General features: G+C 52.3%; 12 protein-coding genes. 5 read left to right on the forward strand and 7 right to left on the reverse strand.

Annotated elements, in window-relative coordinates:
- Window positions 1-4: 4 nt before the first annotated feature.
- Together AC2TDJ_RS06165 and AC2TDJ_RS06170 are read left to right on the forward strand one after the other, a co-directional pair.
- Window positions 5-925 carry a hypothetical protein gene (locus AC2TDJ_RS06165; RefSeq protein ID WP_480840295.1) on the forward strand — a complete coding sequence of 307 codons (921 nt, stop codon included), beginning with the start codon at window positions 5-7 and terminating at the stop codon, window positions 923-925.
- Window positions 926-1,465: 540 nt separating this feature from the next.
- The gene (locus AC2TDJ_RS06170; protein WP_480840297.1) at window positions 1,466-2,428 is read left to right on the forward strand and encodes a hypothetical protein; all 963 of its coding nucleotides are present in this window, start codon (window positions 1,466-1,468) and stop codon (window positions 2,426-2,428) included.
- 74 nt (window positions 2,429-2,502) lie between these two features.
- On the opposite strand, the gene AC2TDJ_RS06175 is transcribed toward AC2TDJ_RS06170, so the two are convergent.
- Entirely contained in the window at window positions 2,503-3,372 is an 870-nt protein-coding gene (locus AC2TDJ_RS06175; RefSeq protein WP_480840299.1) for a LysR substrate-binding domain-containing protein, read from the reverse strand.
- A 116-nt stretch (window positions 3,373-3,488) separates the two neighbouring features.
- Between AC2TDJ_RS06175 and AC2TDJ_RS06180 the strand changes: the two genes are divergently transcribed.
- Together AC2TDJ_RS06180 and AC2TDJ_RS06185 are read left to right on the forward strand one after the other, a co-directional pair.
- Complete coding sequence (locus AC2TDJ_RS06180; RefSeq protein WP_480840301.1) at window positions 3,489-5,030, forward strand: trimethylamine methyltransferase family protein; 1,542 nt, start codon at window positions 3,489-3,491, stop codon at window positions 5,028-5,030.
- 16 nt (window positions 5,031-5,046) lie between these two features.
- A complete protein-coding gene (locus AC2TDJ_RS06185; RefSeq protein ID WP_480840303.1) occupies window positions 5,047-6,138 on the forward strand; it encodes an aminomethyl transferase family protein in 1,092 nt (363 codons plus the stop codon).
- A 134-nt stretch (window positions 6,139-6,272) separates the two neighbouring features.
- Here the strand turns inward: AC2TDJ_RS06185 and AC2TDJ_RS06190 are convergent, their stop codons facing one another.
- From AC2TDJ_RS06190 to AC2TDJ_RS06205, 4 genes are all read right to left on the reverse strand, one after another.
- Window positions 6,273-6,635, reverse strand: a complete 363-nt coding sequence (locus AC2TDJ_RS06190) for a GNAT family N-acetyltransferase (protein ID WP_480840305.1) — start codon at window positions 6,633-6,635, stop codon at window positions 6,273-6,275.
- A gap of 234 nt (window positions 6,636-6,869) precedes the next feature.
- Window positions 6,870-8,294: a sensor histidine kinase gene (locus AC2TDJ_RS06195; RefSeq protein ID WP_480840306.1), complete on the reverse strand. Its 1,425-nt coding sequence runs from the start codon at window positions 8,292-8,294 to the stop codon at window positions 6,870-6,872.
- 316 nt (window positions 8,295-8,610) lie between these two features.
- Window positions 8,611-9,663 (reverse strand): response regulator, encoded by a 1,053-nt coding sequence (locus tag AC2TDJ_RS06200; RefSeq protein ID WP_480840309.1) that lies wholly within the window; start codon window positions 9,661-9,663, stop codon window positions 8,611-8,613.
- A 382-nt stretch (window positions 9,664-10,045) separates the two neighbouring features.
- Window positions 10,046-10,837, reverse strand: coding sequence for an acyl-homoserine-lactone synthase (locus AC2TDJ_RS06205; protein WP_480840311.1), 792 nt, complete (start codon window positions 10,835-10,837; stop codon window positions 10,046-10,048).
- Between the two features lie 563 nt (window positions 10,838-11,400).
- Here AC2TDJ_RS06205 and AC2TDJ_RS06210 point away from each other — a divergent pair.
- Window positions 11,401-12,342: a response regulator gene (locus AC2TDJ_RS06210; RefSeq protein WP_480840313.1), complete on the forward strand. Its 942-nt coding sequence runs from the start codon at window positions 11,401-11,403 to the stop codon at window positions 12,340-12,342.
- Here the strand turns inward: AC2TDJ_RS06210 and AC2TDJ_RS06215 are convergent.
- Window positions 12,339-12,506: a hypothetical protein gene (locus tag AC2TDJ_RS06215; RefSeq protein ID WP_480840315.1), complete on the reverse strand. Its 168-nt coding sequence runs from the start codon at window positions 12,504-12,506 to the stop codon at window positions 12,339-12,341. The genes AC2TDJ_RS06210 and AC2TDJ_RS06215 overlap by 4 nt on opposite strands.
- Before the next feature lie 276 nt (window positions 12,507-12,782).
- On the reverse strand, window positions 12,783-14,030 hold the full coding sequence (locus tag AC2TDJ_RS06220; RefSeq protein ID WP_480840317.1) for an MFS transporter: 1,248 nt from the start codon (window positions 14,028-14,030) through the stop codon (window positions 12,783-12,785).
- Between the last annotated feature and the right edge of the window lie 35 nt (window positions 14,031-14,065).

The following is a 14,065-nucleotide window of genomic DNA, read 5'->3' on the forward strand; positions in this document are numbered from 1 at the left end:
CGCAATGAAAAGAAAAGTCGTATTTGCCTATCGCATAGGGCAAAAGAAAATGGGCGGCAAAGTCATGCGCGTCGATCAGTTGGCAGCGATGGCTCGGTCCCATCTTTCGGAACGTTACGAATTTGACGTGGCGTTGGCGCCAAGAAGCGCACGTCCGTACATGTGCAAAAGGTTCGTGGAACAGTGCAAAGATGCCATTGTGATTTTTCACAAAAACGCGGCGGAAAACCTTGGGCCAGACTTTCGCGAAGCCCTAAAAAGCGTAGCCGCAGGTATCTGCGTCGATCACTTGGACGTGGTCGCGGGCCCATTTGAGCCTGGGTTCGTCGACATCCACATAGCCGCTTCTTACGAAAGCGAGCGGATTTTGTATCAAAACATGAACTCGCTCAACCCGGTTCCCGGAACGCAGATACGTCATTTGCGACATCACGCAGACCCGCGCTTAAGGGCGGGAACTGCGCCGGATCACAAACTATGTCCAGGGTATTTTGGATTGGCATCCAATGTAACAATGCCGGATGCATTGGCCGAAACGGTATTTACGCCGCAATACGATGGAAAATCGAATGCTGACGATTTTATTCAGAAAATGTCGCACGCGAACTTTCACATCTGCACGCGCGATCCACCAAAAAGAAATTCTTTTAAGCCTTTTACAAAAGGTTTCAATGCCGCTGTGGTCGGTGCCAATGTTCTTGTGAATAAACAGGTCCATGATGCAGAGCACTATCTGGGGCACTCTTATCCTTATCTGATCGAGAGCACCAATCCTGATGAAATAATGGAATGCATTTCGCGCGTAGAATCAGAATTTGGTAATCGTCAATGGAATAAGGCATTGAAGATAATGGAGGATGTATCCCGACAAGTGTCCCCGAAAAATGTTACGACCGAATTGGACAGGATTCTAAGACTGTTTTAGGCGTGGCCTGTGTCTCTACAGATAAAGCGCATGGCACCGGCTGAAGTGACGCAATGCAAACTTTATTCTCATAGCCAATGCTCGCGCCAGACAAGAACACCTGAAATGCCTCGCATTCGTGCAGCTCCCAGTCTGGGTAATTGAAATATTATTAAACCGACGGGCGAGTCTCGGGTCAGAACCCGTTTGATTCAGCCTGACCTCGTGGTTCATCGCAGCCCAAGCAACCTCAATCCTTTAATGGCGCTCGTCGATACCAAGATCGGTCCAGCTTTGTCCTTCATGGCCTAAAGGCGAAGCTACACAGCTGTCAGTTCGTTCACAACCAGTTGGGTCAATACTTGTGCAGGATCCGATTGTCGGACACGACATCCGGTGTGATCACCAGCCCTATACTCCTTGTGGCGTGCCTTCCACAAAACAGGTATTGCGGTTCATTGCCAAGGCACCCGGGCCGCCCTGTCACGCACGACTAACCGCTGTCCTGTTCCGGATTGTACCCGTTGTGGTTTCGCGGGTTGAGCGCTAGAACCTGAACCCATGAGGATCAGGATCATTTCTCCCGCCATTGTCACCGGTGGACCAGAGCTTCTGCATCAGCTTTGTCATGAGCTCTGCACAAACGGCTTTGATGCAGCCATGTGTTACACGCCTTTCGGCGAGAACCTTGAAACGCCCAGCGCCTATTCGGACTATGTAACACCGACCGCGGAATTCGAAGATGATGCGGATGTTCTTTTCGTGATCCCGGAATCCAGAACGGGATTGGTAAAATACATCAGGAAAGCTCAAATCTGCATTTGGTGGTTGTCTGTGGACAATTACCTGGCTCGAAAGCTGTTTCCCGAAGAAAATGACGGCGCCAAAATGCGAATAAATTGGGGCCTGAGACACCGCATCGATATTGACAGATTGGCGGACATGAAATTGATCCACCTGAGTCAGAGCCACTACGCGACGGAGTTTCTGGCCCGGCATGGTATACCCAGCTATCCACTTGGCGATTATTTGCACAATGCCTTTATTGAGGCATCAAGTCTATCCAGTCTGGAAAGAAAAGACTTGATTGCCTACAATCCCAAAAAAGGAATGCGGCGTACTCGTCATTTGATGAAAAAACTCCCTGGATTTGAATGGGTGGCGCTTGAGAAAATGACTCGATCCGAACTGATCGACTGCTTGCGACAAGTAAAACTGTATGTGGATTTCGGCAATCACCCGGGGAAAGACCGAATTCCACGCGAGGCGGTGATCTGCGGCGCTTGCTTAATTACTGGTCAAAATGGGTCGGCCAAAAATCCAATAGACATTCCCATCCCCAGTCGTTTCAAACTTGATTTCGAAAGTGCCGATTTTTCCTCAGAGTTTGAAAACCTCGCGGAAGGTACTATGAAGGACTTCGCCGAGGTTACTCGGGACTTTGATGATTATCGACAACACATAAAACAGGAGAGAGCAGCTTTTCGAGGCAGTGTCAGGAACCTGTTCGAAAATTTCACTTGACCCACTCACTCAAGTTGATGGGAACTTCATTGCATTAGCCATCAGTGTATCAGGCTCAACAGAAACTGTATTGCTTACTGCTTCTGCAACCAACTGGTGAAAGCCATGACACTGGCTCGGGGGCGGGCATTGCGCGGACGAGCCAAGAAATAGCCATAGTCCCTAAGCTCATACCCGGACAGAGGGAACAGCTTTTCCTCTTCAAGCTCACGGTCAATCAGGGCGTCCATCAGGGCAATCCCCTGCCCGTCAATAACCGCCTGAACCCGTACATTGGGGTCCGGGATGATCAACGTGTCCCGGCGTGTCTGGTGCGGCAACTGTGCGGCGTTTAACCAATCGGTCCAGGCATTACTGTCATCATGATCCCGTAATAGCGTAAATCCGGAAATCGCCTTCGCCATACCCCGCTTTCTTACCTTATCCAACGCCTCGGCGTTGCCAACGGGAAAGGCCGGGCACGGCATAAAAGGCGTGATTTCGCAATCATCCCAATGTCCGCTCCCCCAGCGGATCGCGATATCTACACCTTGAGAGTCGAGGTCGAACAACCGGATCATGGGCTGCAGTCGCAGCTGGATTTCTGGATGATCCTGCATGAAGGACATCAGCCGCGGCGACAACCAACGGGCAGCGAAATAGGTAGAGACGCCAACAGTCAGTGTACTGGAAGATACGCCCTTCAAAGCCTGTATTTCCACCTCGATCTCATCGTAGCGGCTTTGACAGGCCCTCAGTAGCTTTTGCCCGACCGCCGTTACCCGGACCCCTCGGGAACTGCGTTGAAAAAGCGCAAAACCCAGATCGACCTCAAGCGTTTTGATCTGATAGCTGACTGCGCCTTTGGTCATGTTCAGCGCTTCGGCGGCATCAGAAAAGCTCCGGTATCGGGCAATTTCGACAAACAGGCGCAAGCTGTCGTGGTGGCGGAAGTCAATCGGCATGTGTCTAGCGTATAAATTTTTTGCACACCAAGTGAAGATAATTTCGATTTATTAGCGCCAAATTTCATAAATAATAAGGGTCGGAGTTGCCCACAGGAGTTTGGTGGTTGGGAAATATGAACAGCCAAACACATATCACCCAACGCGGCCGGTCGCGCCAAGGGCGATTGACCCGACACAATGCACGGCAAACAACGCCGGTCTATCTGCGTCGCAAAATCCCCGCTTATGATCTGCTGAGCGACGTCGCATTGACCCGCATCGAGGCCCAGGCGGATTGGATCCTGGAGCATATTGGCATCGAGTTCCGAGGCGATGAGGCTGCCCTTGCATTCTTTGCCGAGGCTGGCGCGCGCATCGATGGTTGCAGGGTACAGCTTGCACCGGGTCATGCCCGGCATCTTTGCGCCTCGGCACCAGCCCAGTTCCAGCTGCACGGCCGCGACCCCACGCGAACAGTGACACTGGGCGGCGACAATCTGGTGCTGATGCCGGGCTATGGCTCGCCTTTCGTATCCGATCTTGAACGCGGTCGGCGCTATGCCACCCTGGCAGATTTTGAGAACTTCGTGAAACTCGCGCATCTTTCGCCGGCGCTGCATCACTCTGGCGGCATCGTCGTCGAACCGACGGATGTACCTGTGAACAAACGGCATCTGGACACGATGCTGGCGCATCTCACGCTGTCGGACAAACCGTTCATGGGCGGGGTGACGTCAGCACAAGGCGCGCAAGATAGCATTGATATGGTCCGATTGGCCTTTGGCAAAAGGTTCGTGGATGAAAACGCCGTAATTCAAGCCAACATCAACGTGAACTCGCCGCTGGTCTATGACAAGGTGATGTCCACATCCTTGCGCATTTATGCAGAGGCGAACCAATGTGTCTGTATCTCGCCCGCCATTTTTGCCGGAGCCATGGGGCCTCTCTCTCCTGCCGCCGTCGCTGCCCAGACCCTGGCCGAAGCCATGATCGGTATTGCCCTGGTGCAACTTGTACGCCCAGGGTGCCCGGTAGTGTTTGGCAGTTTTCATTCCACCATGAATCTACGCACCGGCGGGCTGACATTTGGCTCGCCCGAGGCCAACCTGACCACCATGGCGCTCTCACAGTTGGGCCGCCGACTGGGGGTTCCCGTGCGGTCGGGCGGGGGTCAGGTAACGGCGTCGAATGCCCCGGATGGGCAAGCTATGCAGGACAGCACCGGCGCGATGTGGGCCACGCTTCTGTCCGGCGGGCATCAGGTCTGGCACGCGGCTGGCTGGCTCGAAGGCGGGTTGGTGATGTCATATGAGAAATTTATCCTGGACCTCGACCATTGTGGCGCCATGCTGAAAATGCTGCAGGGATTCGACACCGATGACGAAGACTTTGGCCGCGACGCCTATAGCGAGGCTGGGCCAGGGGAGAATTTTCTCTCGACCGGTCACACATTGCGCCATTACACCACCGCCAATTTCGAGCCCCGGGTGCCAGACGGAGGTCCCTTTGAAGCCTGGCAAGAAAACGGCTGTATGACCGCAGATCAACGCGCTTCCATCCGATGGCGTCAGATGCTGGAAGAGTATCAGCCACCAGAGATGCCTGAAAGTTTCCGAACAGCCCTGAATGACTTTGTGACAGAGCGCAAAGCGAGCATGCCTGACGAATGGCATTGAGAAAGGACCCTTGCACATGACCGAAGAACTGAGCCGCACGTCCGCGCTTGCCTCCCGCCACATAGCGCTTGGATCGGGTCTGGAGGACTGGAACGGAATGGGAACTGCCTGGACCTACAACAGCGACCCGAACGATGAGCACGACGCGGTGCGCGACCACGCCGGTATGTTTGACATGTCACCGCTGAAAAAAGTGCTTGTTAGCGGACCGGACGCACAGTCAGTGCTTGACCACCTGACGACCCGCGATTTGTCCAAAGTAACTGTGGGCAAGGCCGCCTATCTCTGCGTACTGACCGAGGAAGGCGGAATTGCAGATGATGCCATCGTGTCAAACAATGGCAATGATGAGTGGATGATCGTGCACGGCTCGGGCGACACGATGGCGTTGCTGCAGGCTTCTGCCGAAGGGCGAACCGTATCGGTCGAATTTACCGACGATTTGCACGACGTCTCGGTGCAGGGCCCGGCGGCCTTGGATATCCTGAATGCGCATTGCGATTGTGATCTGGCCCAACTTGCCTACTTTGAACATACGCCTGCAACCCTGTTCGGGCATCCCTGCCGCATTTCACGCACAGGGTATTCCGGTGAACGCGGGTATGAGATTTTTGCAGACGCCGAGGTAGTCACAGATATCTGGGACAATCTCGTTGAGGCAGGCGTCACGCCGTGCTCTTTCACGGCGCTGGACAAAGTTCGGATCGAGGCCGGGCTCTTGTTCTATGGATACGATATGACGGAAGAGCATACACCCTGGGAAGTCGGCTTGGGCTTTACGGTCAGTAACTCCAAACCTGACTTCCGCGGCAAGAAAGCTCTGATGGCTGCCAAAGGCCAGGAGAAGATCAGCAACGTCTGCCTCGATATCGATCATCCCGACATAGTCGAGGGCGGCGAGATCTTGTTGCTGGACGGCAAAGAGGTTGGCGTGATCAACAGCCCCTGTTATTCGCACCGGATGAACAAGTCGCTGGCACTGGCACATGTCGGAACCGAGGTTGTCGTCGGATCGGTTTTAGGGGTCAAAAGCGCGTCACTGGACACTACCGCAACTGTTGTCGACGGTCCGATCTACGACCCTCAGAAAGCCCGGACGCATCAGTAAGCTGGTGGGCTCGGCGTAGCGAGTGACATTGAGTACGCATTTCACAAGGGTTCTCAAGTCGGCTGATCTCCCGTCCTGATGGGTAAGATGCCACTCAGAACAAGGCCGCTTCCGCCCTGCCCCATATTCAAGTCTCATGCCAATTGCATGATCAACTCGACCTCGCCATCAATTACTCTTCCCGTCGGGCGGAAACCAAACCTTTCGTAAAGCGGCATTGCCCCACCGGGTTCGTCAACGACGCTGACAACCAGCCGGGCACGGCCCCTTTTTTGTGCCAGCGATCTGGCGAACTCCAATGCGGACCAGCCGTGGCCGCGCCCCTGATGGGCCTGGTCCACCATCAATCGCCAGATGTATATCCCATTCGGGTCATCGCCATCATCGAGTTGTGCTTCGGGATGAGACATATCGACAACGGCAAGCAACCCGACCGGGCAATCGCCTTCCCAAATTCCATAGATCTCTGATCCCGGCTCAAAAATGGACTGAGCCATAGTCATGAGGTTAGGTGCAACAAATGCCGCCTGTTTGTCGCCCACCTGAAGTGTTGCCAACGGTCGAAGTGAGTCTCGCTCTAAAGGTCGAAAATCAGGCATGGCGAATGTCTACCAGATGACCTGGTATCCGGGAAGCTCTGGATCAATCAGACACAGACACCTGATGGAATTGCGTTTCCAAGGAATGAAACACGACGCATCGTTTTGGATCACTCCCTTCCAGCCACCTTGTTACGGCTGGGCCTCACTGGATTCCTGTGCACTTCCTTGTCCAGAATACTCTTTCTCACGACCTTCAAAAACCGGGAACTCCACGAAGAATTCCGTGCCTGTTCCGACTTTACTTAGGTAATCTATCGTGCCGCCAAAGTGTTCAACGATTTCCTTGGAAATATTCATCCCCAGCCCGGTACCGCCCGCGTGCCGTTCGTCGGATGAGTCAATTTGCGAGAAACGCTCGAAGACCTTGTTCCTGCTGCCAGGAGGGATTCCGACGCCCTGATCCTTAACGAAAATCCGAACACGATTGCCGATAGTTTTGCACCCCACAGTGACCTTGCCACCGTCAAAGGAAAACTTGGCCGCGTTGGATATCATATTTGTCAAAACCTGATTAAGGCGAGACGCATCACCCCTGATCAGCGCGTCGCACTGACCCTGACAGTCTTCTTCGATTTCGACGTTGTGAGCACTGGCATATCCCAGGTTGCAGGCTATGGCCTCCTGAACCAGTGAGCAGACATTTATCGCATCGTCGCGGTAAACCATTTCTCCGGCTTCCATTTTTTGGATATCCAGAACATCATTGATCAGCGATGCAAGGCGTTCACTATTCTTGCTTGCCAATGAAACAAGGCTTTGCATCTTCTCTGGTATTTCACCCAAGGCGCCTGAGTTCATTAAGTCCAACGAGCCTTTGATCGATGTCAGCGGCGTGCGAAGTTCATGACTGACGGTCGAAATGAACTGAGTCTTCGCAATATACGCGGCTTTGGTACGTTCGTGCTCTTTCTTGAGTTTCTCCAACTGTTCCAGGTTTTTCCGGTAAAGACCCAGAAACACGAGCGAACAATCGATCAGAAAGTACATCACGAAGACGACGGTAAAAAAATGTAGCCAAAGTTCCGACGAAAGATCAGGCTGTTCGACCCAGATGTCTTTAACAACAATCACCATGAACGAAATGCCGTACATGACCAACCGGACAATCATTGCCCAAACGAACTGATGGTTGTTCATTGCCGCAAAAAGAGCGGCAGCAAAAAGGAAGAACAAAGGCGTAAAATGCCCACCGGACTCCTGTTTGAACGCCACTGATACGGCATAAAGGCAGATGGCCGTAGAACTGAGAACCGTGTTCACCAGGATCCAGGCGACCATCATGCGGATCGCTTTGCTCTGGTTGGGCTTCAGAACAGCCACACGTTTTGCGAGATACAAATCCTGCAGCTCGCAAATAAGGATTGTTGCGTAAAACAAAAGTGCATTTATGGGATTGAAAAAGAAGGCGGTCAGGATCGTCGAGGCGAGAAAAATCGCCTGCCGCTGCCATAGAAGCGACGTGATCATGGCAGTGTAGTCTTTGATGTTCTGCAGCAGCCTATCGTCGGGAAATTCGGGTACCCGATCCGGCTGTTTCGCTTCGATGACCGTCATTTCAAGATCTTCACTACTCGCACTCGCGTTTCCTTCTAACCAAACAATGAGGACGGAGTTGGCCAGAATTGAGTTCACAGTTTGTCAATAATCATTGCGGGCGCTCAAAACTGTTGCGCTGTCAGGCAATGTCTCGCAGTTGCGACCGTCGGTATCTGACTGAAAAGGCGCGCGAAATTGCGAAAGTGTAATATGGTAACGCATCAAAAAAGCTTTGCCCCACTCAGCCTTCCGTAGCGTCAGCAGCGAGCAACATACCGTAGGGTCATTGAAACCAGAACGTCCCAGAGCATACTGGCCTAATGCCGCCTTTTCGTTACTTTCGAGAAAGGTGTGTTTCCTGACCGTAGAGTTCGTGCAGCACCTTTTCGAACAGGCGCGGGCTCGCGAGTTCTTTTTGCTCAGCCTCAAAATCGCAACCGGTGTGAACCCGTGCCGCGGCACCCTTTCTCAAAGCCTGTTCCCGATTGTTTACCTGCTCAACGGCCATCTTCAATGCCGACAAAGCTCCTGATTTCGAGATGGAACGCATGGGTACTGGCGAACTCATCAATGTCCGCAGATGCGCAGAAGCACCGCGCGTACTGAGAACCATCCCCAGTTTCCTGCTCAAAATCTCTTCAGACGGGAGAAAATCTGTGCTGTCCCGGCCGTGGGTGACAATAAGAAAAACACCGCCACCCCGGTAGGAAAAAACTGCATCGGCGTCTTTCATTACCTTGTCAATGCAGAAACCGATATCGGAAATCGCACGGCGGAAGCTGCCAAAGTCATTCATGTCGTAACGGTACTCGGCATCCTGCAATTTTACCGCTGTAACCGAAGAGTCAAAAAGGCGACCCAGCGAAAGGTTCTCGACATAACTGTCAAACTCGACATATCCCAAACACCGTTTCGGGCCATCGATAGACAGTGGATCCTCGAAACTGAATTGCCGGTTGTAATCAAGCTTTTCTTTGAGGGACTTGACCGACGCCATAGTTCTCTTGGCCTTGATCCGCTCCTGCATCAGCAAGTGCGCTGCATTCATACGGCTGCGCAACTCAAAAAAATCGAACGGCTTTGTAATGTAGTCGAATGCGCCTTCCTGAAATGCATCTTCGACATGTTGCCTGTCGCTCATTGCAGTCAACATTATCACGGGTGTTTCGGAATTATCCGGCAGGCTTCGAATTTTCCGTAGAAGCTGAATTCCGTTTGTACCCGGCATTTGAATGTCCAGCAGAATGCAATCGAACGGGGTTTCAGACATCTTGATTTTTTGCAGCGCCTCAGAGGCTGAACCAGCCTCCGTGACATGACAGTTCTTGAATGCGGAAAGTCCGGTCTGAAGAAGTTCCAGCACACCCGGTTCGTCATCGACCGCCAATACTCTGAACGTAGTCTGTTTCAGCGCCCGAAGTTCCAACTTCTGCTGAAACTGTTCTTTTGCGGGGATCGAATGTTTCATGACTGGCTAACCGCTTTTGCCCTGTTTAACGACGCCAGACTATGAAACGACTAGGACGAAACCGCGGCAAAAAAGCAGAAAAGCAACAAGGAACAAGGTATTTTCTTGACCTTATTTGGGCGCACGTTCACCGATTGCGGCGTCTGAGTGACGGGCTTCCCGCGGAGTTTACCTACGAAAGATACGCACGAACCGCAAAGTTCAACCTTGCTGGCCCTGCATACTTTGTCGGCTGATCCAGATGAAAAACCACCGTCGCACTCGCACCGCGCCACAGCAAACCTGCCACGCAAGGCAATTCTCAGGCTATATCGTCTGCTTGTATCTGTACGTCGCTTGAACCGATATTCCCATGCGTCTTGATGTTGAACAAAACCGACTGACTTGCGGTTCCATCAATCGAGAACTTTGCGCCAACTGGTGCAGCACCAACCCCTAGTCGCCGGGACCACCGCGCCCAAACAGAAGGTACAATCCCGAGAATGCTGGTCGCACCACCTTCTTGCGCTGTCACTGTCATTTGACGGAACAACTCCTGCTGGACGATGGTCCTGCGTGTCGACGGAACATTGTCCGTGATGAAGAACCGTGATGCTTCCCAGACAGTAGGTTTGACCGGTGCTTCGAAAAACAGAATGTCGGTGGGCAAGCTTTTCAGAATACCTTTCTGGGCATCCCGCAGCATATAACTGTACACACCGCATTTCGCCGTGGTGGGCAGGAGGCGCACTCCACCAAAGATTTCTCCGAACTCGTGAAGCACGACCCACTGGCAGGCGGGGGTATCGTATTGGTCGAATTCCATACCGTCGGCCTCGCCGACCTGCCACTTCAAGCGGTCGATGAATATGGACTTTCGGATTTCAAGGTATTGCGCAAGCAATGTGCCGTGCTCATGCATATTGCGAAAGTTCATCGTCGCAGCACGGATGCCCCCAAGCCTGCTATCACGCTCGAGCGCATCACGACTGAGCGCAAAGAGATTGCGCGGCGCCGTCCCCGTCGGCGCAATCTTAGAGTCGTTGGCAGGCTCCAGGTCCGGAAGTACCTTCGGCGCCGGGAATGCCTGCTCATACCTGAGTGGTCTGTCCATATTTTGCTCTTAATTTCGCCACACTTATGACAAGATGTAGCTTAGCAAGTCTACAACTTATTGCAGTATTTTTTTCAATTGACCGGAATGTGTGACCAATTCGCCCTCAATGAGATGTATTGTGCAATAGCCTGGTGCCATTTCGATAGATTTGCGCAGACTTACCACTCAATAATGTAGCGTTTTGGGTACACATTCCGAATTCAACGCATTGATAGGAATTGTTTTTCTCCAGACTCAGCCGGACGCGCGCAGCGAAATTGACCCAAAGGTGTTTTTGCCCGAAGTCAAGCGCAGAAATTGCCGATACGCGGGCTACCTCTTGGTTTTTACGGGGTCAAACACCAGGCCAATTGCAGCTTCGGATTACGTGCTTTCAACTGGAAGGCTGAATGCACTGTGGTTAAGGTTTGCTGACAAACTGACGCCTTTCACGGGTCATCCTTTCGCCGCTTTTATCCGTCAGATTGAACCAACCCTAAGAGTTTCAAACACCAACCGACCTTTGCCCTAAGTCTGCAATGCCCAGAGGTCGGTTTGGTGAAAAAAGTTGGTGAATAGTTATGCGTATACTTGCCGTAGACGACGACCCTAGCATTCTGGAACTTCTGACCTGTGTCCTGGCGACGTTCGGCTATGAAGATGTCGTTACAGCCCGAAGCGGCCGCGAAGCCCTGCAGATTCTTTCAGAGCGTAAAGAGGCATTTGATTGTTTGCTTCTGGATGTCCAGATGCCGCAAATGAACGGGATAACTCTGTGCGAAGAAGCTCGAAAGATCCCGGGCTACAAGTTTACGCCCATAATCATGGTAACCGCCATGGTTCAGAAACAATATATAGACGAGGCTTTCGAAGTCGGGGCAACGGACTACGTAACAAAGCCTTTCGAGTTTTCCGATCTGAAGCAACGGCTGTCGGACGCCTACAGGATGGCTGCAGAGCGCAGAGCTGCCATCGAGGTGATGGAAGCTGATGTTTACGTTTGGAAGGATTCGGAGGTTAATCCCGACCTTCGGTTAAGTGACCCGCTGTATTTTGGCGATCTGCCCGGATGCATCGGGTTGGCGGAATTCGAGAACTACGTCATCCAGCTTTCGACGATGCATTCAATGGCCTCGAAAATCGTGGCGGTCAAAGTCGCGGACGTCGAGCAAGTTTTCAAGTCGAGCACTCCCGCCGAGTTTCGAAAAACCATGGCGTCGGCAGGAACCGCACTTTTGTCGGCAACCCAGGAAGGACGCAATTTCGCAACTTATTGGGGCAATGGCGTATTCCTTCTGATCCACGACAGCCAAAAGGGACTGAGCGCAGAGCAGTTGCAAAAACTGTTGGAAGAAATTCCGGCGGATGCTGTGGAAGGCGTTTTGCAAGACCAGGCGATAACATATCAGGCTGGCGAAGAGGTCGCGTTGAAAGCGACGTCAAAAATGGAAGCATTGTTCCTGATCGACAAGGCAGTCGAACTTGCCGAATTAAGTGACCGGCAAGAAGCCAGATTTGGTTAATATGCGCCCATCGTGACCGCCAAAATGTCGGCTGGCTTATAGTCAAAGACCAGATTGGCGATTTTGCCATTCTGCCCATTCCTCGACAGGATGGTGTCCAGCTTGATGCTGCCCCAGGCAAGCGCAATCCGCTCACCCTTTTTTCGGCACCTTGCTTGTGCCAACCTAGGCTGACGTCCCCAGAAATCGAAGCGGGGCTTGTTCCCCGGTCTGCAAAACGACCGCCTGACCGAATACATTCATGTCTTCCTAAAGACCCCTTAGGGGCGGCCTACTTAATGTGGGAATTCGTCGCTGACCCCCCGAAGACAGTGAGCGATATCATTGCCGAACCCCTGGTGGCCTCCGGGAAGTTCAAAGATAGCCAAAAAATCGATGCCCGGCAGGCCGCCATCGGGCAAAGTGATGCACTTCGCGTTGTGCAGGATACAAAGCAGTACCTAGTTGCCCTTAGTATCGAGGGCCTGGACACCCGGATGTCGAAACAGTTTTGCCATCGCAATCAGCGCCAAAATGCAGCATGCGATGGCGATGAGAAATGGCATCCGCAGATTGATGGCCATGAGTGACCCGCTCAGGGCTGTAATTGTTCCGGACCCCAACGCGTAAATTGCTACAGTCACACCCATCACCCAGCCTTGTTCGGACGAGCCGACACTCCCGGAGAATAAGGACAACATGGTCGGATACATGATCGCAAAAGCGATCGTTATTGGAACGATCAGGACATAAGAAAGATCGGCCACAGGGTTAAGCATGAATGCCAAAATCCCAATGCCCATGGCCGCGATAGAGGCGTATAGTATGCGGAATTTCTTGTATCGTTCGTGCAATGGCGCCGTCAGGTAAGCGCTGCCAAAGGCCATGGATGCACCGAATACAGCAAGAGCCATGCTGTTTTGAAGCGTGCCGAACTTGAATTTGGTCAGTAGATAGGTGTCAAGGAAAAAGAAAAACGCGTTCAGGCACATAAGCGAGAACAGCATGACAACGGAAAGCCGCAGAACAACCGGATGCGAACGGACTTTCCACAAATTCATGGCGACATCCAGAAGCCCAAAGTCAATTTTTCGTTTTTTGAACCCGGGCTCCGAGAAGAATATCAGGATCAGCGCCATGTTGATCAGGATAAGGCCGATTGCGACATAAAATGGCAACTCGAGCGATGCAAATGGCCCCATCAGGTTTTGGTCACTCAACAATCCCGAAATCAACGGCCCCCCGAGAAGACCCAAGGCCGATGCCGCGACAATCATCCCCAGGTTTTTCGATTTCTCCTGATCGTCACGACTTATGTCGATCAAAGCGGCCTGCGCGATGGGTTGATTTGCCGTCGTAAACCCGGAAACCGCACGCCCCAACAGCAGCAGCCAATAGCTTGCTGTCATGATCGCCGCCACGGTCAGAACATACCCAATCAAAGCACCGGTCAGGCAAATCATTATTCCTTTCTTGCGTCCTATATAGTCTGACACCTTGGCGATGAAGGCAGCCCCAAAGAAGTAGAACAAAAAGAACACCGCAATCAGAACCGTGTAATCGAACTGACGAATGTTTCTCGGAGTATCTTGCGGAAGGAAGTTTTGCTGTGGATCCAGTAAGATCGTATTGAAGATTGGCAGAATTAGACCAAAACCCATCACGTCAATGAACACAACAAGCAGCAAAGATAGTCGCGAAAGGTTCATGAAGGCTGCCTCGGTGTTATCCTTGAATTGAACAA

Source organism: Ruegeria sp. HKCCD6647-2 (genome assembly GCF_057221075.1).

Excerpts from the sequence above, each read along its gene's own strand:
- AC2TDJ_RS06165 (WP_480840295.1), top strand. The coding sequence starts at position 5 with ATGAAAAGAAAAGTCGTATTTGCCTATCGCATAGGGCAAAAGAAAATG.
- AC2TDJ_RS06170 (WP_480840297.1), top strand. The coding sequence starts at position 1,466 with ATGAGGATCAGGATCATTTCTCCCGCCATTGTCACCGGTGGACCAGAG.
- AC2TDJ_RS06175 (WP_480840299.1), bottom strand. The coding sequence starts at position 3,372 with ATGCCGATTGACTTCCGCCACCACGACAGCTTGCGCCTGTTTGTCGAA.
- AC2TDJ_RS06180 (WP_480840301.1), top strand. The coding sequence starts at position 3,489 with ATGAACAGCCAAACACATATCACCCAACGCGGCCGGTCGCGCCAAGGG.
- AC2TDJ_RS06185 (WP_480840303.1), top strand. The coding sequence starts at position 5,047 with ATGACCGAAGAACTGAGCCGCACGTCCGCGCTTGCCTCCCGCCACATA.
- AC2TDJ_RS06190 (WP_480840305.1), bottom strand. The coding sequence starts at position 6,635 with ATGGCTCAGTCCATTTTTGAGCCGGGATCAGAGATCTATGGAATTTGG.
- AC2TDJ_RS06195 (WP_480840306.1), bottom strand. The coding sequence starts at position 8,294 with ATGACGGTCATCGAAGCGAAACAGCCGGATCGGGTACCCGAATTTCCC.
- AC2TDJ_RS06205 (WP_480840311.1), bottom strand. The coding sequence starts at position 10,837 with ATGGACAGACCACTCAGGTATGAGCAGGCATTCCCGGCGCCGAAGGTA.
- AC2TDJ_RS06210 (WP_480840313.1), top strand. The coding sequence starts at position 11,401 with ATGCGTATACTTGCCGTAGACGACGACCCTAGCATTCTGGAACTTCTG.
- AC2TDJ_RS06220 (WP_480840317.1), bottom strand. The coding sequence starts at position 14,030 with ATGAACCTTTCGCGACTATCTTTGCTGCTTGTTGTGTTCATTGACGTG.